Source organism: Pseudomonas jessenii (assembly GCF_002236115.1).
GTDB classification, from domain to species: domain Bacteria; phylum Pseudomonadota; class Gammaproteobacteria; order Pseudomonadales; family Pseudomonadaceae; genus Aquipseudomonas; species Aquipseudomonas jessenii.
Window position 1 is genome coordinate 18,359 of record NZ_NIWT01000004.1, and the last position, 21,175, is coordinate 39,533.

A 21,175-nucleotide genomic window follows, 5' to 3' on the forward strand; every position below is an offset into this window, starting at 1 on the left:
GGTCGATCGGTACTCTGCCGCCATCCGATTCCCGACCTTCCCGAGACCTCCCATGAAAAAAGTCCTGTTGCTCAATGGCGGCAAAAAATTTGCACACTCCGACGGCCGCTACAACGCCACCCTGCATGAAGCCGCGTTGAGCGTGCTGGATCGCGGCGGTATGGATGTCAAAACCACTTTCATCGACGAGGGCTACGACGTCGCCGAAGAAGTGGCCAAGTTCCTCTGGGCCGACGTGATCATTTACCAGATGCCCGGCTGGTGGATGGGCGCGCCGTGGACCGTGAAAAAGTACATTGATGAAGTCTTCACCGAAGGCCATGGCAGCCTCTATGCCAGCGACGGTCGCACCCGTTCGGACGCGTCGCAGAAGTACGGCAGCGGCGGCCTGATTCACGACAAGCAATACATGTTGTCGCTGACCTGGAACGCCCCGCAGCAGGCCTTCGACGACCCGACCGATTTCTTCGAAGCCAAAGGCGTGGACGCGGTGTACTTCCCGTTCCACAAGGCCAACGAGTTCCTGGGCATGACCGGTTTGCCGACGTTCCTGTGCGTGGACGTGATGAAACGCCCGAACATCGAAGGCGACGTGGCACGCTATGCGCAGCATTTGACTGAGGTGTTTGGCCTCAAGGCGTAGTGCTCGGCTACTATCCGATGCAACGGCCAGGAAGATCGCCGCGCCGACTCGCAAAAGAGGACACACGTGAAAGCCAGATCCGATGAGTTGCAGGTTTTCGTCTGCGTGATTGAATGCGGGTCGATTTCTGCGGCGGCCGAGCAAGTCGGGCAAACGCCTTCGGCGGTCAGTCGTACGCTGTCGCGGCTGGAGGCCAAGCTCGACACTACGCTGATCAATCGCACCACGCGGCGCATGGACCTGACCGAAGAGGGCAAGTACTTCTTCGAGCACGCCAAGCGGATTCTCGATCAGATGGACGAACTCGAAGAGCGCCTGTCCTCACGCCAGCAAACGCCGTCCGGGCGTTTGCGCATCAACGCGGCATCACCGTTCATGCTGCACGCCATCGTGCCCTACATCGATGAATTCCGCCGGCTCTACCCCGACATCCAGCTCGAACTCAACAGCAACGATTTGATCATCGACCTGCTGGAGCAGAGTACCGACATCGCCATTCGCATTGGCACCCTGACCGACTCGACGCTGCATGCCCGCTCCCTGGGTTGCAGCCCGCTGCACATCGTCGCCAGCCCGGCGTACCTGGAAAAGCATGGCACACCGCAAGCCGTGGCTGACCTGGCCGACCATACGCTGCTGGGGTTCACCCAGAACGAAGGCCTCAACCAATGGCCGCTGCGTTATGTGCATGGCGATCGCTGGCCGATCCAGGCGTCGATCAGTGCTTCCAGCGGCGAAACCATCCGCCATCTCGCACTGGATGGGCAAGGCATTGCCAGCCTGTCGCATTTCATGACCATCGAAGACATTCGTGCCGGACGCTTGAAGGTGTTGCTGGCCGAGTTCAACAGCGGTTATCGCCAGCCGATCAACGCGGTGTACTACCGCAACTCGCAACTGGCCCTGCGCATTCAGTGCTTCCTGGACTTCATCCAGGGCAAGTTGGCGGATTATGCGAGCGCAGACTTCAAGGGTTGATTCGTGATTGCTGCGCAATGACGAGAGGGGCTGAGCTCGCTTTAGACCGCGTCATCGTTCTTCGCGGGCAAGCCACGCTCCCACAGGTACTTTGTTGTTCGCCCATTTCGTGAATGACACAAAACCTGTGGGAGCGAGCTTGCTCGCGATGGCGTTTGCGCAGGCACAACAACTGGTCGGTCTGACTGCATTTCCGTAACATCCGCACACTCTTTTTCGTCTCTCCCTGTGTGCGGTTCCCAATGAAAGCAAAACGTCTACGCGCCGATGTCCTGGCGGGGCTTACCACTTCCTTCGCCCTGTTGCCCGAGTGCATCGCTTTCGCGCTGGTGGCCCATCTCAATCCGTTGATGGGGCTCTATGGCGCGTTCATCATCTGCACCCTGACCGCGCTGTTCGGTGGGCGACCGGGCATGGTGTCCGGCGCGGCAGGCTCGATGGCCGTGGTGATCGTCGCGCTGGTGGTGCAACACGGTGTGCAGTATCTGCTGGCCACGGTGTTGCTGGGCGGGTTGATCATGATCGCGTTCGGGCTGCTCAAGCTCGGCAAGCTGGTGCGTATGGTGCCGTACCCGGTGATGCTCGGTTTCGTCAACGGCCTGGCGATCGTCATTGCCCTGGCGCAACTGGAGCACTTCAAGAACGGTGAGGCCTGGTTGAGCGGTACGCCGCTGTACATGATGCTCGGGCTGGTCGTGGTGACCATGGCCGTTGTCTATGTGATGCCGCGCCTGACCCGTACGGTGCCACCGGCGCTGGTGGCGATTCTCGGCGTGGGCCTGGCAGTGTATCTGCTTGGCCTGCCGACCCGCACCCTGGGCGACATGGCGCACATTGCCGGTGGCTTGCCGACGCTGGCGCTGCCGGACATTGCGTGGAACCTGGACACCCTGCGCATCATCGCGCCCTACGCGATCGTGATGGCGCTGGTCGGGTTGCTGGAAACCCTGTTGACCCTGAACCTCACCGACGAATTCACCGAGAGCCGTGGTTACCCGGATCGCGAGTGCGTGGCGCTGGGGGCGGCGAATCTGGTGTCCGGTGCGTTCGGCGGCATGGGCGGGTGCGCCATGATCGGCCAGACCGTGATCAACCTCAGTTCCGGCGGTCGCGGGCGTTTGTCCGGGGTGGTGGCGGGGGTGTCGATCCTGTTGTTCATCCTGTTTCTGTCGCCGCTGATCGAGCGCATTCCGCTGGCCGCGCTGGTGGGGGTGATGTTCGTGGTGTCGCAACAGACCTTCGCCTGGGCTTCGTTGCGGGTGCTGAACAAGGTGCCGTTGAACGACGTGCTGGTGATCATCGCGGTGACGGTGATTACCGTTTTCACCGATCTGGCAATGGCGGTGCTCTGCGGGATCATCATCGCGGCGCTCAATTTCGCCTGGCAGCAGGCCCGGCAGCTGTACGCCGACAGTCATCTGGAAACCGACGGCAGCAAGCTGTACCGGGTGCATGGCACGCTGTTCTTCGCCTCGACCACACCCTTCCTCAATCAGTTCGATCCGGCCAATGACCCGGCGCAAGTGACACTTGATTGCCAGCACCTGAGCTTTGTCGACTACTCGGCCATCGCTGCACTGGGCACCTTGCGCGAGCGCTACACCAAGGCCGGCAAGCACCTGCGGGTGCTGCATTTGTCCGAGCGTTGCAAGAAATTGCTCAAGCGTGCCCGGATGCAGCACGACTGAAATCAAACAGGCAGGCGCGATGAAAATCCGCCTGCCTGATTTTCATTATTTGCGACAACTCATACCTCTGCGCGACACGCCTTACCTCTGCACGAAAATTACTTTCACCTCGTTTGAAAATCACCTTCCGAAATGTTTTAAGAGTTTCACAAATATTTCGACGTGACCCTCTCGAGGAGTACCGCATGACCCTGTCCTTCGGCTATTGGCTGCTGGTGTATGCCGCCATCGCCATCATTGCACTGATCGTTCTGATCGCCCGTTACCGGCTCAACCCGTTCATTGTCATCACCCTGATTTCCATTGGCCTGGCGCTCGTGGCGGGCATGCCGCCGTCGGGTGTGGTGGGGGCGTACGAGGCCGGGGTCGGCAAGACCCTGGGACACATCGCGCTGGTAGTGGCGCTGGGCACCATGCTCGGCAAGATGATGGCCGAGTCCGGTGGCGCCGAGCAGGTGGCGCGGACCTTGATCGACCGTTTCGGCGAGAAGAACGCGCATTGGGCGATGGTGACCATCGCGTTTCTGGTGGGGTTGCCGCTGTTCTTCGAAGTCGGTTTCGTCTTGCTGGTGCCGATTGCCTTTACCGTGGCGCGGCGCGTGGGCGTCTCGATCCTGATGGTCGGCTTGCCGATGGTCGCCGGGCTTTCGGTGGTGCATGCGCTGGTACCGCCGCACCCGGCGGCGATGCTGGCGGTGCAGGTGTACCAGGCGTCGGTGGGGCAGACCTTGATGTACGCGATCCTGATCGGCATTCCGACGGCGATCATCGCAGGTCCCCTGTACGCCAAATTCATCGTGCCGCGCATTCAGTTGCCGGCGGAAAACCCGCTGGAACGCCAGTTCCTGGAGCGTGAGCCGCGCGACAGCCTGCCGGGTTTCGGCATCACCATGGCGACCATCCTGTTGCCGGTGGTGCTGATGCTGATCGGTGGCTGGGCCAATCTGATTTCTACGCCGGGCAGTGGTTTCAATCAGTTCCTGCTGTTCATCGGCAACTCGGTGATCGCGCTGCTGCTGGCCACATTGTTGAGTTTCTGGACCCTCGGCCTGGCCCAGGGCTTCAACCGTGAATCGATCCTCAAGTTCACCAACGAATGCCTGGCACCGACCGCGAGCATCACCTTGCTGGTAGGCGCCGGCGGTGGCTTGAACCGGATTCTGGTGGACGCCGGCGTCACCGACCAGATCGTCGGCCTGGCCCACGAATTTCATTTGTCGCCGCTGTTGATGGGCTGGCTGTTTGCCGCGCTGATGCGCATCGCCACCGGTTCTGCCACTGTGGCCATGACCACCGCTTCAGGCGTGGTCGCGCCAGTGGCCATTGGTCTGGGTTATCCCCATCCGGAGTTGCTGGTGCTGGCGACTGGCGCCGGGTCGGTTATCTTTTCCCACGTCAACGACGGTGGTTTCTGGTTGATCAAGGAATACTTCAACATGACCGTTACCCAGACCTTCAAGACCTGGACCGTGCTCGAGACGTTGATCTCGGTCGTCGCCTTCGGCCTGACCGTTGGCCTTTCTTACCTGATTTAGCCGGAGCCACTTGCATGGACATCCTCTACCAGATCCGCGCCCGTCAGGACTCCTTCAGCGCCGGTGAAGGACGCATCGCCCGCCTGATGCTCGACGACGTAGGATTTGCCGCCTCCGCCAGTCTCGATGAGCTGGCGCTGCGGGCGGAGGTCAGCAGTGCCACGCTGTCGCGGTTCGCCCGTACGGTCGGCTGCAAGGACCTGCGTGACCTGCGCTTGCAACTGGCCCAGGCCAGCGGCGTCGGCAGCCGGTTTCTCGACCCGGCGGGCATGCCCGAGCAGTCGGCGTTCTACGGGCAGATCGTGGGCGACATCGAGTCGACCTTGCGCCAGCACCTGGCCGCGTTCGATGAGTCGCGTTTCGCCGATGCGGTGAAACTGCTGGGCAAGGCGCGGATGATTCACGCCTTCGGCATGGGCGGCTGTTCGACCCTGTGCAGCGATGAACTGCAAGTGCGCCTGGTGCGCCTCGGTTATCCGATTGCGGTGTGCCACGATGCGGTGATGATGCGCGTCACCGCCGCCAGCCTCAGCGCTGAACACGTGGTGATTGTCTGCTCGCTGACCGGGATCACCCCGGAGCTGATTGAAACGGTGGAGCTGGCGCGCAACTATGGCGCAGGCATTCTGGCCATCACCCGGGCAGATTCGCCCCTGGCGCAACTGGCCGATATCGTCCTGCCCCTGCAAAGCGCCGAAACCTCGTTCATCTACAAACCCACGGCAGCGCGCTACGGCATGCTGCTGGCCATCGACGTGCTCGCCACCGAGCTGGCCCTGGCCAATCCTGAAGACAATCAAGAACGTCTGCGGCGGATCAAACTCGCCCTGGACGAATACCGCGGCGGCGACGATCACTTGCCGCTGGGAGACTGACATGCAGTACGACACGCTGATTCGCAATGCCCTGATCATCGACGGCAGCAACAGCCCTGGATACCCCGCCGACGTGGCCATTCTCAACGGGCGCATCGAGCGTATCGGCGACTTGCGCGATGCCCGTGCCAGCGAGGAAATCGACGCGCAGGGCCATGTGCTGGCGCCGGGTTTCATCGACGTGCACACCCATGACGACACCGTGGTGATTCGTCAGCCGCAGATGCTGCCCAAGCTCAGCCAGGGCGTGACCACGGTCATCGTCGGCAACTGCGGGATCAGTGCCTCGCCAGTGAGCTTGCGCGGCGATCCGCCGGACCCGATGAACCTGCTCGGCACGGCCGCTGCGTTCGTTTATCCGACCTTCCGCGACTACCGCGTGGCCGTCGAAGCGGCGAACACCACGCTGAACGTTGCCGCGCTGGTCGGTCATACGGCGTTGCGCAGCAATCATCTGGACGACCTGTTTCGCACCGCCACGGCAGACGAAATCAGCGCGATGCGCGAGCAACTGCGCGAAAGCCTTGAGGCCGGCGCCCTGGGCCTTTCCACCGGCCTTGCCTATGCCAGCGCCTTCTCGGCATCGACCGATGAAGTGATGCAACTGACCGAAGAATTGACCGCGTTCGGGGCGGTCTATACCACCCATTTGCGCAGCGAATTCGAACCGGTGCTGGAGGCCATGGACGAGGCGTACCGGATCGGTCGTCATGCGCAAAGCCCGGTGATCATCTCTCACCTCAAATGCGCCGGCGCCAGTAACTGGGGGCGTAGTCCGCAGCTGCTGGCGTCCCTCGAAGAGGCAGCGAAGACCCACCCGGTGGGTTGCGACTGTTATCCCTACGCCGCGAGCTCTTCGACCCTGGACCTCAAGCAGGTGACCGATGCCCACCGCATCACCATCACCTGGTCGACCCCGCATCCGCAGATGGGCGGCCGCGACCTGATGGACATCGCCGCCGAATGGAATCTGCCGTTGCTGGAGGCCGCTCGCCAGCTGCAACCGGCCGGTGCGGTGTACTACGGAATGGATGAGGCGGATGTCCGTCGGATCCTCGCGCATCCGCTGTCGATGGTCGGCTCCGACGGCTTGCCGGAAGATCCGTTTCCGCACCCACGCTTGTGGGGCGCATTCCCTCGGGTGCTCGGACATTTCAGCCGCGACGTGGGACTGTTCCCGCTGCACACCGCCGTGCACAAAATGACCGGGCTGTCGGCGGCGCGCTTCGGCTTGAAGGCGCGCGGTGAAATACGCGAAGGCCATTGGGCGGACCTGGTGTTGTTCGACCCGGCGACCATTCGTGATGTCGCCGACTTCAACGACCCACAGCGGGCGGCGGAGGGCATTGAAGGGGTATGGATCAACGGTGTGTTGAGTTACCGTGATGGCCAGGCCAACGGGCGCAGGGAAGGACGGTTTCTGGCCCGGGAAGGGGATTTGCGCACGGGTTTTCAGTGAGTTTCGAGGATTGCGTCACAGTGATGGCACTTTGAAACTAAAGAATGGCATTTCCGCGCCGAATTGCTGACATCAGGCCCGGCTATCATTGCGGTTCGGTTACGTATTTTGTAGGAGCGAGCTTGCTCGCGATGGACGATAGGGCGCAGCGTTTACCCAGTAGACACGCGTCATCGTTAACGACCATCGCGAGCAAGCTCGCTCCTGCAGGTCTTTCATTGTCTGGGAGCAACCCGATGAGCTTCGGCAAAACAACTCCGATCCTGCGTATTTTCGACGAAGCCAAGGCAGTGGAGTTCTACGTCGATTTCCTGGGGTTCAAGATCGACTGGCAACATCGATTCGAAGCGAATTACCCGCTGTACCTGCAAATCTCCCGTGGCGAATGTGTGCTGCACTTGTCCGAACACCATGGCGACAGCACACCGGGGTCTGCGCTGCGGATCGAGACGGATGAGCTGGAGAAGTTTCAGCGGCAACTGTTGGCCAAGCAATACAGGTTTTCCCATCCGCAGATTCAGGCCATGCCCTGGGGCAGCCAGGACATGACCATCGCCGACCCGTTCGGCAATCGGTTGGTGTTCACCAACGCGATAAGTCTCTGAGCCTTCAGCCCCTCAGGTTTAAGCCTTCAGCCTTCGTTCGGCACCCGGTGGGTTTGGCGAAACTCGCCGGGCGGCATCCCGCGCCGGCTTTTGAACGTGCGGTGAAACGAGCGGGGTTCGGTGAAACCCAGGTACTGGGCGATGTCCTGGATCGGCAGGGTGCTGTTGAGCAGGTAATGCTCGGCCAGTTCCTGGCGCAGGTCATCGAGGATCTGCTGGTACGACGTACCGGCCTGATGCAACTGGCGTTGCAGCGTGCGCACTGACACCGCGAGATGCTCGGCCACCTGCTCCTTGCGTGGCAGACCTTCCTTGAGCAACTTTCGCAGGATGCTTTTGACCCGCTGTTCCAGCGAAGCGTCCTCCAGTGTGGCCATCAACCCCTGGGCATGTTCCTCCAGCGTGCGCAGCAATTGCGCATCGGCCTGGCGCAATGGCAACTGCAAATACGGCAATGGGACAATCAGCGCCGAATAAGGCTGGTCGAACAGTACCGGGCAGTCGAAGAACTGCTCGTACTGTGCCAGCGTCGTGTCGGCCGGACAGGCATGTTCCAGCCAGACGGCAGCCGGTGACATTTGCGTGTCGGCGATCCAGCGCGCGTATTGCAGCCAGGAACCGAGCACGTTTTCCACCAGGTGTCGGCGAATTCGCGGGCGTTGATGGCGGCATGTCCAGATCAGGTGCACCTCGCTGCCTTGCACCTCGGCGCGGCTGACGCCCATGTCTCCCACCAGCTTCTCGAACGGCATGATGCGGCTCATGGCGTCGCCCAGTGTCGCGCAGTTCATGGTGATGTAGCCCAGCACGCTCCAGGAGTTGGGCAACACAAAACGCGCGGCGTTGAGACCGAACAACGCATCGCCCGAGTGTTCGCAGAAATAGTCGAGCAGCCGTTCATGGGCTTCACCTGGCAACCGCAGGCTGTTGTCACTCAACTGCTGTGCCTGCAACCCGGCAGCCGCCAACGCAGGCTCGATGGCCATGCCCAGTTGTTCGGCATGACGCAGGTATTTGAGCAGCGGCGGAACTGAAGTGAAGCCCAGGGATTGCATGATCGTATTCCTTTGATCAAGGCCCGCGTGCGCGGATGAATGCCCTGAAAGGTAATTTGAAACCACGGCTAAAGTAAATGGCTGACGCCTGCGCGACGTTTGACTCAATTGGCTACTCGAACTGGCCGGATGCGACCGTGACACTTTTCGGCGGCTGACTAGTATGGGGGCCTGAAATATCACTGATCAGAACCGCAAAAGGACACACGCATGCGACGCTGGAACGGCTGGGGAGATGCAACCACGGTGGTCGAACTGCCGGCCCAGGGCGCGAGTTTTCTCGCCCAGCGGGTGGGTGACGGTCGAGCGCTGCCCGATGCGACGCTTGAGACAGCATTGGCCCGCGTGCCCCCGTCGCGGTTGCAGCAACACTTCTTGTACAGCGTGGATGCCCAAGATCGTTTGCTGCATGCCCGGGGCCAGAGCCTGCCGGACTGGCTGGCGTTGCGTGAAGGCGCGCTGGGGAATTATCCCGACGCCGTGGCCTATCCCGTGAACGCTGAACAGATTCGCCGGTTACTGTTGCTCGCCCATGAACAGGACCTGTGCCTGATTCCTTATGGCGGTGGCACCTCGGTGGCCGGTCACATCAACCCGCCGAGTTCCGCGCGGCCGGTGGTGACAGTTTCCCTGGCCCGCATGAATCGCCTGCTGGACCTCGACGAACAGAGCCTGCTGGCCACCTTCGGCCCTGGCACCAGCGGACCGCAGGTGGAAAGTCAGTTGCGCGCCCATGGTTACACCCTGGGGCACTTCCCGCAGTCGTGGGAGCTGTCGACCCTGGGTGGTTGGGTCGCCAGCCGCTCCAGTGGCCAGCAGTCGCTGCGCTATGGGCGGATCGAGCAACTGTTCGCCGGCGGGACCCTGGAAACCTTTGCCGGACCTTTGGACATTCCCTCCTTTCCGGCCTCGGCGGCCGGGCCCGATCTGCGCGAGGTGGTGTTGGGCTGTGAGGGCCGCTTCGGGATCATTTCCGAGGTGAAGGTACGGGTCAGCGCTCTGCCCGCCGATGAGCGTTTCTATGGTGTGTTTCTGCCCGATTGGCCCAAGGCGCTGCAAGCCATCCGCCAGTTGGCCCAGGCGCGGGTGCCGCTGTCGATGCTGCGCCTGTCCAACGCGGTGGAGACCGAAACCCAGCTGGCGCTGGCCGGTCACCCGCAGCAGATCGCCTGGCTGGAAAAGTACCTGGCCCTGCGCGGCGCCGGTGAGGGCAAATGCCTGCTGACGTTCGGCGTGACCGGCAATCGTCGACAAAATGCGCTGTCCCTGCGCCAGGCCCGGCAGCACCTCAAGGCGTTCGGCGGGGTGTTTACCGGCACCTTGCTCGGCAAGAAGTGGGCGCAGAACCGTTTTCGTTTTCCCTACCTGCGGGAAAACCTGTGGAACGCAGGATACGTGGTGGACACCCTGGAAACGGCCACTGACTGGAGCAACGTCGATAACCTGCTCACGCTGATCGAAAACAGCCTGCGCGACGCCTTGGCTGCCGAAGGCGAGCGGGTGCATGTCTTCACCCACCTTTCCCATGTCTATGGCGAAGGATCGAGCATCTACACCACCTATGTGTTTCGCCCGGCGGCCGACTACCCCGCTACCCTGGCGCGCTGGCAGGCGCTCAAGCAGGCGGCCAGCCAGACCATCGTCGACAACCACGGCACCATCAGTCACCAGCATGGCGTGGGCAAGGACCACGCGCCGTACCTGCGGCGGGAGAAGGGCGCGCTGGCGATGGACACCCTGCAGGCATTGAGTCGGCACTTTGATCCGGCCGGGCGATTGAACCCTGGCACGCTGTTGCAGGAGTGACGGCCATGAGCCTGGACTGGAACGCGACGTGGCGACAGCGGGTGCTGCCGACGCTGGCGGATGAAACCTGGGACCTGATCGTCATCGGTGGCGGCATCAGCGGCGCCGGTATCCTGCGCGAAGCCGCGCGCCGTGGTTGGCGCTGCCTGCTGCTGGAGCAGCGCGACTTCGCCTGGGGCACCTCCAGCCGCTCCTCGAAAATGGTCCATGGCGGCTTGCGCTACATCGCCAAGGGCCAGTGGCGCCTGACCCGCGATTCAGTCCGCGAACGCCAGCGCCTGCTCGACGAGGCGCCGGGGCTGGTGGAGCCGATGAGTTTCATGATGCCGCATTACCGTGGCGGTTTTCCCGGACCGCGGGTGCTGGGTGGTTTGCTGTCCATCTATGACGCATTGGCCGGGCGACGCAGCCATCACTTCCATGACGCGCAACAACTGCGTTATCTGGCGCCCGGGGTGAAGGAAGATGACCTGCTGGGCGGCACCTGTTTTGTCGATGCGCTGACCGATGATGCCCGTCTGGTGATGCGCGTATTGGGCGAGGCCCGGGCCGATGGCGCCGTGGTGCTCAATGGCGTGCGCGTACAGCAATTGCTGCGTGAAGAGGGGCGCGTTTGCGGGGTTCAGGTCGAAGACTGCGAAGGGGGTGGGTTACTGACATTGCGTTGTGGCGTGCTGGCCGTGGCCACCGGCGCGTGGGCCGAGCGCTTGCGCCTGCCCGATGCCCCTCGCCAGTTGCGCCCGTTGCGTGGCAGTCATTTGCTGTTGCCGGGCTGGCGCCTGCCAGTGGCGCAAGCCTTCACCTTCCTGCACGAGCGCGACCGTCGACCGGTGTTCGTTTTCCCGTGGGAGGGTGCCACGGTGGTCGGCACCACGGACCTCGATCATCACGGCGATCTGGATCAGAGCGCGAGCATCAGCTTTGATGAGCTCGACTATCTGCTGGCGGCCTGCAGTCAACAGTTCCCCCAGGCCGAGGTGGTCGCCGCCGATGTGCTGTCGACCTGGTCGGGCGTGCGCCCGGTGGTGGGCAGTGCGGCGGGTGAGCATCAAGACAAGCCGTCGAATGAAACCCGTGAGCATGTGCTGTGGCAGGAGCCTGGTTGCGTGACCCTGGCCGGCGGCAAGCTGACCACCTTTCGCCCGCAGGCGATTGAAGTGCTCAAGGCCTGCGCAACCATGCTCGAGCGCCCCTTCAATGATGACGCCGCGCCGGTGTTCGCCGCCGTGCCGCCGCTGGCGATACCGGGGCTCAGCGCCAACCGGTGGCGGCGCCTGGCCGGGCGGCATGGCCGTGACCTGCCGAGGCTGGCGCAACTGATCGCGGAACTCGGCCATGACACCGTCGGCGGCACTGACACCTTGTGGGCGGAGCTGGCCGTTGCCTGCGATGGGGAAATGGTCCTGCACCTGGATGACCTGCTGCTGCGCCGAACCCGCCTGGGCCTGTTGCTGCCGCGCGGTGGCGAGGATTATTTCGCTGCCATTGGCCAACTCTGCCAACCGCGACTGGGTTGGGACGATGAGCATTGGCAGCAGGAATTACAGCGTTATCGGGCGTTGTGGCAACGCCATCATGGTTTGCCGGATGCCGCGCATTGATGCCCATTGAAGAGAGCTCCATGGATAACCACCCGAACAAGCGTTACCTGTTGGCCATCGACAATGGCACCCAGAGCGTGCGCGCGCTGCTCTTCGACCTGCAGGGCAATCTGCTGGGCAAAGGCAAGGTCGAGTTGCAGGCCTATTACTCGACTCAACCCGGCTGGGCCGAACAGGACCCGGAGTATTACTGGGCAAAACTGGGTGAGGCCTGCCAGCAGTTGTGGCAGCAAACCGGCATCGATCGTTCACAGATCGCCGGTGTTTCCCTGACCACCCAGCGCGGCACAGTGATCAACGTCGATGCTCAGGGCAAGGCGCTGCGCCCGGCGATCCTGTGGCTCGATCAACGCCAGGCCGAAGTCAAAGGCGGCATCAAGGGACCGTGGGGCTGGCTGTTCAAACTGGTCGGCGCGCAAGCCACAGTGGACTACTTTCGCGCCCAGGCCGAGGCCAACTGGATCGCCCGCCACCAGCCTGAGGTCTGGGCGGCGACCGACAAGTTTTTGCTGCTCTCGGGGTTTCTCACCCATCGCCTGTGTGGGCGCTTTGTCGATTCGGTGGGCTGTTGCGTCGGTTACCTGCCGTTCGACTTCAAGCGCTTGCGCTGGGCCGCCCCCTCCGACTGGAAATGGCAGGCGCTGGCGGTGCGCCCCGAACAACTGCCAAGCCTGCACAAGCCCGGTGAAACCCTCGGCTACATCAGCGCCGAGGCCAGCCGCCACACCGGCATTCCCGAGGGGCTGCCGCTGATTGCCGCGGGTGCCGACAAGGCCTGCGAAGTCGTGGGTTCCGGCGTCGTCGACCCAGGCACCGTGTGCCTTTCCTACGGCACCACGGCGACGATCACCAGCACCCGGTCGCGCTACCTGGAAATCGTTCCGTTGATTCCGCCTTACCCGTCTGCGGTACCGGATCAATACAACTGCGAGGTGATGATTTATCGCGGCTACTGGATGGTCAGCTGGTTCAAGAACGAGTTCGGCCTGCGGGAAATGCAGCAGGCCAAAGCCCAGGGTGTGGAGCCCGAGCAACTCTTCGATGCGCTGGTCGACGCCGTGCCGCCGGGCTCCATGGGGTTGATGCTGCAACCCTACTGGTCGCCCGGTATCCGCGAGCCGGGTGTCGAAGCCAAGGGCGCGATGATCGGCTTCGGCGACGTGCATACCCGCGCACACATTTACCGGGCGATCCTCGAAGGTCTGGCGTATGCCTTGCGTCAGGGCATGGAGAAAATCGAGAAGCGTTCGAGGGTCTCCATCACGCGCTTGCGCGTCGCCGGTGGTGGCTCCCAGAGTGATGCCGCGATGCAACTCACGGCGAACATTTTCGGCCTGCCGGCCGAGCGTCCGCATGTCTACGAAGCGTCCGGCCTGGGCGCGGCCATTTGCTGCGCGGTGGGGCTGGGACTGCACGCGGATTTCCCCACGGCGATGGCCGCCATGACCCGGGTCGGTGCGGTATTCATGCCGCAACCCGAGGCGCAGCAGATCTATGAGCGACTGTACAAAGAGGTTTACCTGCGCATGTATCGACAGCTCAAGCCGCTGTACCAGAGCATCCGCAAAATTACCGGTTACCCCGCTTAGGAAAACACCCGGGAACCCTGTGGGAGCGAGCTTGCTCGCGATAGCGGTGTGTCAGTCAAAGTAACTGTTGGCTGACCCACCGCTATCGCGAGCAGGCTCACTCCTACAATGTCCGGGGGTGATTTTATGTCACCTCATGTGGCGCTATCGGAGACCTTTTCTGGTGAGATTGGACAGTGTCAGGGGCAGGGTCGGTTGTTAGGCTCAACCCCCACAGCACATCCAATAAGAACCAAGCAATGAAGCTGACATTCCTCCTGTTGCTGCTTTGTGCAACGGCCCCCACAGCCTGGGGCTGGTCGATCCATACGGTGGGCAGCTACCTGGCATTGCAGGATTTGCCGGCCTTGCGTGATGCACCGCAGGTCGAAGTCGAGCCGCTGGAACAGTTTCTTTCGCAGCAATACCAAGCCGTGAGTGCGCTGCTCGATGAGCAGGAGCGCTTCGCCCGCGAGCACTTCGCCCAATACCCGCCGCGCCCCGACAACCTGCGATTGCCTGTCGTGCCTGGGGACAATCTGCGCCACGACTTCCTCAGCGCACTGCGCATCAACCCCGGGATTCATCTGGCGATGGTCATCCAGCCGATGCCGGGCAAGGATCTGCCCGAGCGTGAACACCTCAAGACCGAACAAGTCATGGTGCAACAGACGCTTTCACCGTGGAATCGCCAGCGCTTCATCGTTGTCGCTGACCACGAACAAGTCGCGCCCCTGGCCGTGTTGGCCAGCGCTGCCGATGAGCCGGATTACGGCCACGACATCAACCTGTTCAGTGACAACCCCGGCGAAGTCGGCGCGTTGTACGGCTTCGGCCCGCAGCCTTTCGGCGACGCCCGGTTTCAGTACAGCTCCCAGGCGCCGTTCCATATGGGCTTCTTCCATGAAAGCCCGGTGGTGTACGCCGCTGCCGGGTTTCTTCAGCGCAGCTGGCCGGACTGGCGCGCCTACCAGTACATGGGCTTGGCGCGACTGGCGTTTGCCACTGGCCATCCTTATTGGGGCTATCGATTTCTCGGTTGGGGCCTGCACCACGTTCAGGACCTGACCCAGCCTTATCACGCCAAGCCGCTGCCCGGTGTCGAACTGGCGAGCCTGCTGGTGCTGGAAGGCAAGGCCCTGGCCGGCTTCGATGCGGACAAACATGCCGCCATCGAACGGGTCGCCACCCGACACATGGAAGTGGAGAAGTATCAGTCGACCTGGCTTCGTCGCCTGCTGCGCGCCGGCCAGGCACACCCGATGCTCGACGCTTATGCCGACTCTGCACAGGACGCCCATTACCCACCGTATTCGGTGGACTACCTGCGTGAAGTGGTGAGTGCCGAGTCCGTCGACGAATCCGCGGCGTTTGATGAAGCCATCGGCCAGTGGTTGGACGCGGCACCGATCACCAGCGATTTCAGCAGCGGTAATCAGCTGCAGCGCGAAGACTTCGACCATCCGGCACTCAACCGGCAGCTGTTCAAACTGCTGGGGCATTTCGGCGCCCACAGCCGGATTTACGCCCGTGCGGGATTGGCGCCATAGCCATCGCAGCCACACTTTCAGAACACAAAAACAATAAAACCAGGGAAAGAGGAACGGATCATGAGCACTCGATTTCGCCTGTCTGGCGCGGCGCTTCCCGGCGTGGGCCTGGCAGGGCTGCTGCAACTGTGCGCGGTCGACGGCGTGCAGGCCAAGGAGTTCAGCGTGCTGGACAACCAGATCACCGGTTCATTCGACAGTACCTTGTCTTATGGCCGCTTGTGGCGGGTCCAGGGCCGGGACAAAAACAACGACGACGTCAACACCAACGACGGCAATCGCAACTTCGACACCGGGCTGGTTTCCGAGGTGTACAAGATCACCTCGGAGCTCGAGGCCAACTATCAGAACTACGGGATGTTCGTGCGCGGCACCGCGTTCTATGACACCCAACTGATGGACAAGCGCAACGATTACTACCGTAACAACAACCCGTCGCAACCCAGTCAGAGTTTCCCGCAGGACGACCACTTTACTGACCAGACCCGCGATATCGCCGGCAGCCGGGTGGAGATGCTCGATGCCTACCTCTATGGCAACTGGGACGTTGCGCAGATGCCAGTCACGGCCCGTGTCGGGCGCCAGGTGTTCAACTGGGGTGAGGGGATTTTCTACCGTGGCGGGGTCAACACCACCAACCCGGTGGACGCGGCCAAATACCGTTTGCCCGGGGCCGAAGTCAAGGAAGTGCTGGTGCCGGTGGAAGCGCTGAGCTTCAACATCGGCCTGACCGACAGCCTGACCATGGAAAGCTTTTACCAGACGAACTGGAAGGAAACCCGCATCGACCCGGTCGGCACGTTCTACTCGCAGACGGACCTGTTCGCCGACGGCGGCAACACCGCCTACAACAACTTTACCGGTACCGCCCTGGACACCCCGGTGCCTGGCTTCGGCAACGTGATCGATCTGTACAGCGCGCTGGGCAACAACCCGCTGCTCAGCCAGGCCCTGAGCACCACCGGCCTGTACGCCAACGGGGTCACCCCGGCCTTTGGCAACACCGTCAAAGTGGCCTCGGTCGGCAAGGATTACAACGCGCGCAACGACGGCCAGTTCGGTTTCGCTTTTCGCTACATCGTAGAAGAGCTCAACAGCACCGAGTTCGGGTTGTACATGGTCAACTACCACGCCAAGGAACCGACCATTTCCGCCGATCTGGGTGGGTACAAGGGCATCGACATGAACGCCCTGACCAACCTGTTGGCCGGTGTTGCCGGCAGCCAGGCGGGGCAACTGGCCAACGGCCTGGCGACCATGGATGTGCTGGGCAATATTCAGGCGCATCGGCGCTACGCCGAAGACATCCGCATGTACGGCTTCAGTTTCAACACTACCCTGGGCCAGGCGTCGGTTTTCGGCGAAGTGGCCTATCGGCCGAACCTGCCCATCGGGGTCGCCGCCACCAACGACCTGATCGGCGACCTGGCCAACGGCGCCGCCGCAGCGGCAGGCGGCCAGACCATCAACATCGGCGGGCAGCAGGTCACGCTCGACAGCCAGATCAACAACGCCGAGCGGGTGGAAGCGTTCAACACATCCATGGGCACCATTTACAACTTTGGCCCGAGCTTGTCATTCGACTCGATGTTCGGCGTGTTCGAGCTGGCGTCCGAGCACCTGCGCGGCAGCAGCCTGCAATACACCGCGTATGACGGCAGTACCCGTTACTACGCTGGCACCGGTAACTTTTCCTATGTGTCCGGCGGCGAACGCAGCGATCAGGTCAACCGCAACTCCTACAGCTACACCGCGATGCTCAACGGCACCTGGAACGACGTGTATGCCGGGGTCAACGTCTCGCCTTATGTCGTCTACAAGGATGACTTCAAGGGCAACAGCTACCAGGCGGGCAACATCATCGAGGGCCGCAAGGCCTACACCCTGGGGATCAAGGCCAACTACCAGAACAAGCTGGAGGCCGAGCTGCAATACACCGAGTTCTACGGCGGTGGGCAGGACAACGGCCTGCGTGACCGCGACAACGTCGGCTTCAACCTCAAGTACTTCCTTTGATTGCTACATGCAGACCCATTGTGGGAGCGGGCTTGCTCGCGAAAGCGGTGAATCAGGCGACATCTGTGCTGGATGTGCCGCCCTCTTCGCGAGCAAGCCCGCTCCCACAGGTTTTTGTACTTCGGAGAACGATCATGTTTCACACTTCACGACTGACCAAGACCACGCTGGCGCTGCTCCTGAGCCTGGCCGCCGGCAGCGCGCTGGCCGCGATCTCGCCCCAGCAGGCCGAGCAATTGAAGACCACGCTGACACCGCTGGGGGCCGAGCGTGCCGGCAATGCGGCCGGGACCATTCCGGCCTGGAACGGCGGCATCACTCAGGCACCGGCGGGCTACAAGCCGGGCCAGCATCACCTGGACCCGTATGCGGCGGACAAGCCCCTGTTCACCATCACCAAGGCCAACCTTGAACAGTACAAGGCCCACCTCAGCCCGGGTCAGATCGCACTGTTCAACAGCTACCCCGACACCTTCCAGATGCCGGTCTATCCCTCTCGCCGCTCGGGCGCGGCGCCGCAGTGGCTGTATGACAACACCTTGAAAAACGCGACCTCGGCCAAGCTGCTCGATGGCGGCACCGGTTTTGACGATGCCTATGGCGGTGTGCCGTTCCCGGTGCCCAAGGATGGCATCGAGGTGCTGTGGAACCACATCACCCGTTATCGCGGCATCTATGTGGTCCGTCGTGCCTCCGAAGCGCCGGTACAACGCAACGGCAGCTTCGCGCTCGTGACCTCGCAGCAGGAGGGGCTCTTCAACTATTACCGCCCGAGCGGGCAGTTTGCCGACCTGAAAAACATCCTGTTCTACTACCTGGCGTTCGTGAAGAGCCCGGCCCGTCTGGCGGGCGGTGCGGCATTGGTTCACGAGACCCTGGACCAGCTCAAGGACCCGCGTCAGGCCTGGGTCTACGACGCGGGCCAGCGCCGTGTGCGCCGGGCGCCGAACCTCGCGTATGACACCCCGATCGCCTCATCCGACGGCCTGCGCACGGCGGACGATACGGACCTGTTCAACGGCTCGCCAGACCGCTACGACTGGAAGCTCAAGGGCAAGCAAGAGGTCTACATTCCCTATAACAATTACAAAGTCGGCAGCCCTGAGGTGAAGTACGAGCAGTTGCTCACGCCGGGCCACCTCAACCCGCAATTCACCCGTTATGAGCTGCATCGGGTCTGGGTGGTCGAAGGCACGCTCAAGCCGGGCGCGCGGCATATCTATTCCAAGCGCGTGCTGTTTCTTGACGAGGACAGTTGGGGCGCCGCATTGGTGGATCAATATGACGGGCGAGGGGAGTTGTGGCGGGTGTCGATGGCCTACCTGAAAAACTTCTACGACCTGCCCACCACCTGGAGTGCGCTGGACGTATTCCATGACTTGCAGGCGCGTCGTTACTACGTGCAGAACCTGGATAACGAAGAGCCGGGCACAGTGGACTTTGCCCAACCGGTGCCCGAAGACGCGTACTTCATGCCGTCGGCATTGCGCCAGCGCGGGACGCGGTAAGCCGCGCAGCACACCCTTTCAGATGCGGTCTGTGAGAACGCAATCGCGAGCAAGCTCGCTCCCACAGGGTTTTGGGTCGTTCACAGAGTCTGTGTTCGACTCTCTACCTGTGGGAGCGGGCTTGCCCGCGAATGGGCCTTTCAATTACCGACGGTGTACGGTCAGACGCGGAAGTGGCTCACCATCTGCTGCAATTGACCACCCAACCGCGCCAGTTCAATGCTGGACTTGGCGGTTTCATCGCTCGCCGCAGCGGTCTGCTCGGACACATCGCGCACGTTGATGATGCTGCGGCTGATCTCTTCCGCCACGGCACTTTGCTGTTCGGCAGCGGCGGCGATCTGCTGGTTCATCGACTGGATGTTGGACACCGTGCGGGTGATGTTCTCCAGTGACTCGCCGGCCTTGCGGGTGAGGGCCACGCTGCTGTCGGTGAGGACGCGGCTGTTGTTCATCACGGCGGACACTTGTTGCGTGCCGTTCTGCAGGCCGGCCACCAAGCCTTCGATTTCCTCGGTGGATTTCTGCGTGCGCTGGGCCAGGCCGCGGACCTCGTCGGCCACCACCGCAAAACCACGACCGGCTTCACCGGCACGGGCTGCTTCGATGGCGGCATTGAGTGCCAGCAGGTTGGTCTGTTCGGCGACGGCCTTGATCACGTCCATGACGCTGCCGATCTTGTCGCTTTCCTGTTGCAGCACGCTCATGGCTTCGGTGGAACGCACCACTTCGCTGGCCAGGCGCTCGATCTGGGCGATGGCTTCGTTGACCACTTTGTCACCTTCACGGGCTTCGCCGTCCGCCGCTGCAGCAGCTTGCGAGGCTTCTTCGGCGTTGCGCGCGACTTCCTGCACGGTGGCGGTCATCTCGTGCATGGCGGTAGCGACCTGATCGGTCTCGACTTTCTGGCTGTTGACCCCGGCACTGGTCTGCTCGGTCACGGCCGACAGCTCTTCGGCGGCGCTGGCGATCTGGGTCACGCCGTCGCGGATGCCGCTGATCAAGTCGCGCAGGGTCACGCCCATGCGCGCGATGCCTTGCTGCAACACGCCGAGTTCATCACGGCGAGTGACCAGCACATTGTGGGACAGGTCACCGCTGGCGATGCGATCGACCACCGCCAGGGTGTCGCGCAATGGACGGGTGATCTGGCGAGTGATGATCACGGCGGCAATGACGCCCACCAGCAGTGCCAGCAACGTGCTGACCAGTTGCAGGGTACGGGCCTGGGCACTTTCGGCGTCACGGCGGTCGAGCTGGATCTGATACAGCTGATCGCTCTGGGACACAATGGCGGCGCCCTGGTCGGTCATTTCCTTGCGCGCTTGCACTGCGTCATTGCTGGCGGCCTTATAGGCCTGCAAGGCGCTGCGGTAGTTGCCCAGCGCGGTTTCCAGCTGACGCAAGGCGTCTTGTTGGGAATCGGCGAAATGCACGTTCAGCGGTTTCAGGCTGGCGATGGCGGCGTCCAGTTGACCGACGGCTTTTTGCTCGGTCTCGGCATTGGTACTGGCGGTGTAGCCGCGCACTTCGTAGCGGGCCAGCAGGAACGCTTCCTTGGCAGCCGTTATGGCCTGGAACTGTTCGAAACGCTGGTCGCTCAGCGGCATTTGCTGCACGCGGGTATTGATGTCATTGATCAGCGTGTTGGCGGTTTCGGCGTTGGCACTCATGGCGTCGCGGGCGCTGTTGCCGGTGCGATAGGCGCTGCGCATCTTGCCCAGGGACGTCCTGTAGGCGTCGATGACGGCGCCTTGCTCTCGTAGCAGCTTGAGGTTTTCCGGGCTCTTGAACTTCGCCAGTAGGGCTTGCTGCTGGGTCGAGAAGGCGTCGAGGGTGGTCTGCACGTTCTGCGCGGCGGTTTCCTCGCCGTTGGTCAGCATGTATTGCAGGCGAACCACGCGCAGCTTGGTCAGGCCGGCGTTGAGCTGGGTGATGTCGCTCATCCAGTTGCTGCGGTCGATCAACCCGCCCAGGCTGGTCCAGCCGGTCAGGGCCAGGACGCAGGTCAGTGCCAGGACCAGGCCAAACCCCAGGCCCAGTTTCAGGTTCACGCTGATGTTGCCGAACCAGCTATTCATCTCATTCCTCCAGGAACTTGGTACTTCTTTATCGTCGGTTGGCTGGAAGGTTGTTTTTTTTGGAAGCCGCCAAGCGGTGTAAGCAGGATGTATCGGCAGCAATCCCGGGAGCTGAAAGGTTTTTTCCGCACGGTTCTGTAACAAGACTTTTACAGCGCCTTTAAGCTTTTTTTCACATGGGTTTCACCAGCCACCGACGCGCGTTTC

At 62.2% G+C, this 21,175-nt stretch carries 15 protein-coding genes and 1 pseudogene; 13 read left to right on the forward strand and 3 right to left on the reverse strand.

The genetic code is table 11. From position 1 onward, the window contains the following. The first annotated feature begins 52 nt into the window (after positions 1-52). The 7 genes from mdaB to PSJE_RS13240 all read left to right on the forward strand — a co-directional run bounded on the left by mdaB (position 53) and on the right by PSJE_RS13240 (position 7,783). Positions 53-643 (forward strand): NADPH:quinone oxidoreductase MdaB, encoded by a 591-nt coding sequence (gene mdaB / locus PSJE_RS13210; RefSeq protein WP_090452982.1) that lies wholly within the window; start codon positions 53-55, stop codon positions 641-643. A gap of 66 nt (positions 644-709) precedes the next feature. Beyond that, complete coding sequence (locus PSJE_RS13215; protein ID WP_090452984.1) at positions 710-1,621, forward strand: LysR family transcriptional regulator; 912 nt, start codon at positions 710-712, stop codon at positions 1,619-1,621. Between the two features lie 242 nt (positions 1,622-1,863). Further along, a complete protein-coding gene (locus PSJE_RS13220) occupies positions 1,864-3,309 on the forward strand; it encodes a SulP family inorganic anion transporter (RefSeq protein ID WP_090452986.1) in 1,446 nt (481 codons plus the stop codon). Between the two features lie 185 nt (positions 3,310-3,494). After that, positions 3,495-4,844: a GntT/GntP/DsdX family permease gene (locus PSJE_RS13225; protein ID WP_008047545.1), complete on the forward strand. Its 1,350-nt coding sequence runs from the start codon at positions 3,495-3,497 to the stop codon at positions 4,842-4,844. A 14-nt stretch (positions 4,845-4,858) separates the two neighbouring features. After that, a complete protein-coding gene (locus tag PSJE_RS13230) occupies positions 4,859-5,719 on the forward strand; it encodes a MurR/RpiR family transcriptional regulator (RefSeq protein WP_090452988.1) in 861 nt (286 codons plus the stop codon). Position 5,720: 1 nt separating this feature from the next. Further along, a complete protein-coding gene (locus PSJE_RS13235) occupies positions 5,721-7,178 on the forward strand; it encodes a D-aminoacylase (RefSeq protein WP_090452990.1) in 1,458 nt (485 codons plus the stop codon). A 236-nt stretch (positions 7,179-7,414) separates the two neighbouring features. Beyond that, positions 7,415-7,783: a glyoxalase superfamily protein gene (locus PSJE_RS13240; protein WP_090452992.1), complete on the forward strand. Its 369-nt coding sequence runs from the start codon at positions 7,415-7,417 to the stop codon at positions 7,781-7,783. Positions 7,784-7,809: 26 nt separating this feature from the next. Here the strand turns inward: PSJE_RS13240 and gliR are convergent, their stop codons facing one another. Then, the gene (gene gliR, locus PSJE_RS13245; protein ID WP_090452994.1) at positions 7,810-8,838 is read right to left on the reverse strand and encodes an AraC family transcriptional regulator GliR; all 1,029 of its coding nucleotides are present in this window, start codon (positions 8,836-8,838) and stop codon (positions 7,810-7,812) included. Between the two features lie 210 nt (positions 8,839-9,048). Here gliR and PSJE_RS13250 point away from each other — a divergent pair, with 210 nt between their 5' ends. The 6 genes from PSJE_RS13250 to PSJE_RS13275 all read left to right on the forward strand — a co-directional run bounded on the left by PSJE_RS13250 (position 9,049) and on the right by PSJE_RS13275 (position 18,887). Continuing rightward, positions 9,049-10,644: an FAD-binding oxidoreductase gene (locus PSJE_RS13250; protein ID WP_090452996.1), complete on the forward strand. Its 1,596-nt coding sequence runs from the start codon at positions 9,049-9,051 to the stop codon at positions 10,642-10,644. Between the two features lie 5 nt (positions 10,645-10,649). Next, entirely contained in the window at positions 10,650-12,245 is a 1,596-nt protein-coding gene (locus tag PSJE_RS13255) for a glycerol-3-phosphate dehydrogenase/oxidase (protein WP_090452998.1), read from the forward strand. 20 nt (positions 12,246-12,265) lie between these two features. After that, a complete protein-coding gene (locus tag PSJE_RS13260) occupies positions 12,266-13,834 on the forward strand; it encodes an FGGY-family carbohydrate kinase (RefSeq protein ID WP_090453000.1) in 1,569 nt (522 codons plus the stop codon). Positions 13,835-14,073: 239 nt separating this feature from the next. Beyond that, complete coding sequence (locus tag PSJE_RS13265; RefSeq protein ID WP_090453002.1) at positions 14,074-15,363, forward strand: phospholipase C/P1 nuclease family protein; 1,290 nt, start codon at positions 14,074-14,076, stop codon at positions 15,361-15,363. A gap of 60 nt (positions 15,364-15,423) precedes the next feature. Then, positions 15,424-17,379, forward strand: a complete 1,956-nt coding sequence (locus tag PSJE_RS13270; RefSeq protein WP_191622245.1) for a DUF1302 domain-containing protein — start codon at positions 15,424-15,426, stop codon at positions 17,377-17,379. 134 nt (positions 17,380-17,513) lie between these two features. Next, positions 17,514-18,887, forward strand: a complete 1,374-nt coding sequence (locus PSJE_RS13275) for a DUF1329 domain-containing protein (protein ID WP_090453004.1) — start codon at positions 17,514-17,516, stop codon at positions 18,885-18,887. Between the two features lie 161 nt (positions 18,888-19,048). On the opposite strand, the gene PSJE_RS32200 is transcribed toward PSJE_RS13275, so the two are convergent. Both PSJE_RS32200 and PSJE_RS32205 read right to left on the reverse strand, forming a co-directional pair. Beyond that, positions 19,049-19,912 carry a methyl-accepting chemotaxis protein gene (locus PSJE_RS32200; RefSeq protein WP_408003798.1) on the reverse strand — a complete coding sequence of 288 codons (864 nt, stop codon included), beginning with the start codon at positions 19,910-19,912 and terminating at the stop codon, positions 19,049-19,051. Between the two features lie 42 nt (positions 19,913-19,954). Then, positions 19,955-20,968 (reverse strand): annotated as a pseudogene (locus PSJE_RS32205) (methyl-accepting chemotaxis protein); the annotation flags it as partial. Between the last annotated feature and the right edge of the window lie 207 nt (positions 20,969-21,175).

Bases quoted from the DNA above. Each gene is read 5' to 3' on its own strand.
- mdaB (WP_090452982.1), top strand. From the start codon at position 53: ATGAAAAAAGTCCTGTTGCTCAATGGCGGCAAAAAATTTGCACACTCC.
- PSJE_RS13220 (WP_090452986.1), top strand. From the start codon at position 1,864: ATGAAAGCAAAACGTCTACGCGCCGATGTCCTGGCGGGGCTTACCACT.
- PSJE_RS13225 (WP_008047545.1), top strand. From the start codon at position 3,495: ATGACCCTGTCCTTCGGCTATTGGCTGCTGGTGTATGCCGCCATCGCC.
- PSJE_RS13230 (WP_090452988.1), top strand. From the start codon at position 4,859: ATGGACATCCTCTACCAGATCCGCGCCCGTCAGGACTCCTTCAGCGCC.
- PSJE_RS13235 (WP_090452990.1), top strand. From the start codon at position 5,721: ATGCAGTACGACACGCTGATTCGCAATGCCCTGATCATCGACGGCAGC.
- PSJE_RS13240 (WP_090452992.1), top strand. From the start codon at position 7,415: ATGAGCTTCGGCAAAACAACTCCGATCCTGCGTATTTTCGACGAAGCC.
- gliR (WP_090452994.1), bottom strand. From the start codon at position 8,838: ATGCAATCCCTGGGCTTCACTTCAGTTCCGCCGCTGCTCAAATACCTG.
- PSJE_RS13250 (WP_090452996.1), top strand. From the start codon at position 9,049: ATGCGACGCTGGAACGGCTGGGGAGATGCAACCACGGTGGTCGAACTG.
- PSJE_RS13255 (WP_090452998.1), top strand. From the start codon at position 10,650: ATGAGCCTGGACTGGAACGCGACGTGGCGACAGCGGGTGCTGCCGACG.
- PSJE_RS13260 (WP_090453000.1), top strand. From the start codon at position 12,266: ATGGATAACCACCCGAACAAGCGTTACCTGTTGGCCATCGACAATGGC.
- PSJE_RS13265 (WP_090453002.1), top strand. From the start codon at position 14,074: ATGAAGCTGACATTCCTCCTGTTGCTGCTTTGTGCAACGGCCCCCACA.
- PSJE_RS13270 (WP_191622245.1), top strand. From the start codon at position 15,424: ATGAGCACTCGATTTCGCCTGTCTGGCGCGGCGCTTCCCGGCGTGGGC.
- PSJE_RS13275 (WP_090453004.1), top strand. From the start codon at position 17,514: ATGTTTCACACTTCACGACTGACCAAGACCACGCTGGCGCTGCTCCTG.
- PSJE_RS32200 (WP_408003798.1), bottom strand. From the start codon at position 19,912: ATGGGCGTGACCCTGCGCGACTTGATCAGCGGCATCCGCGACGGCGTG.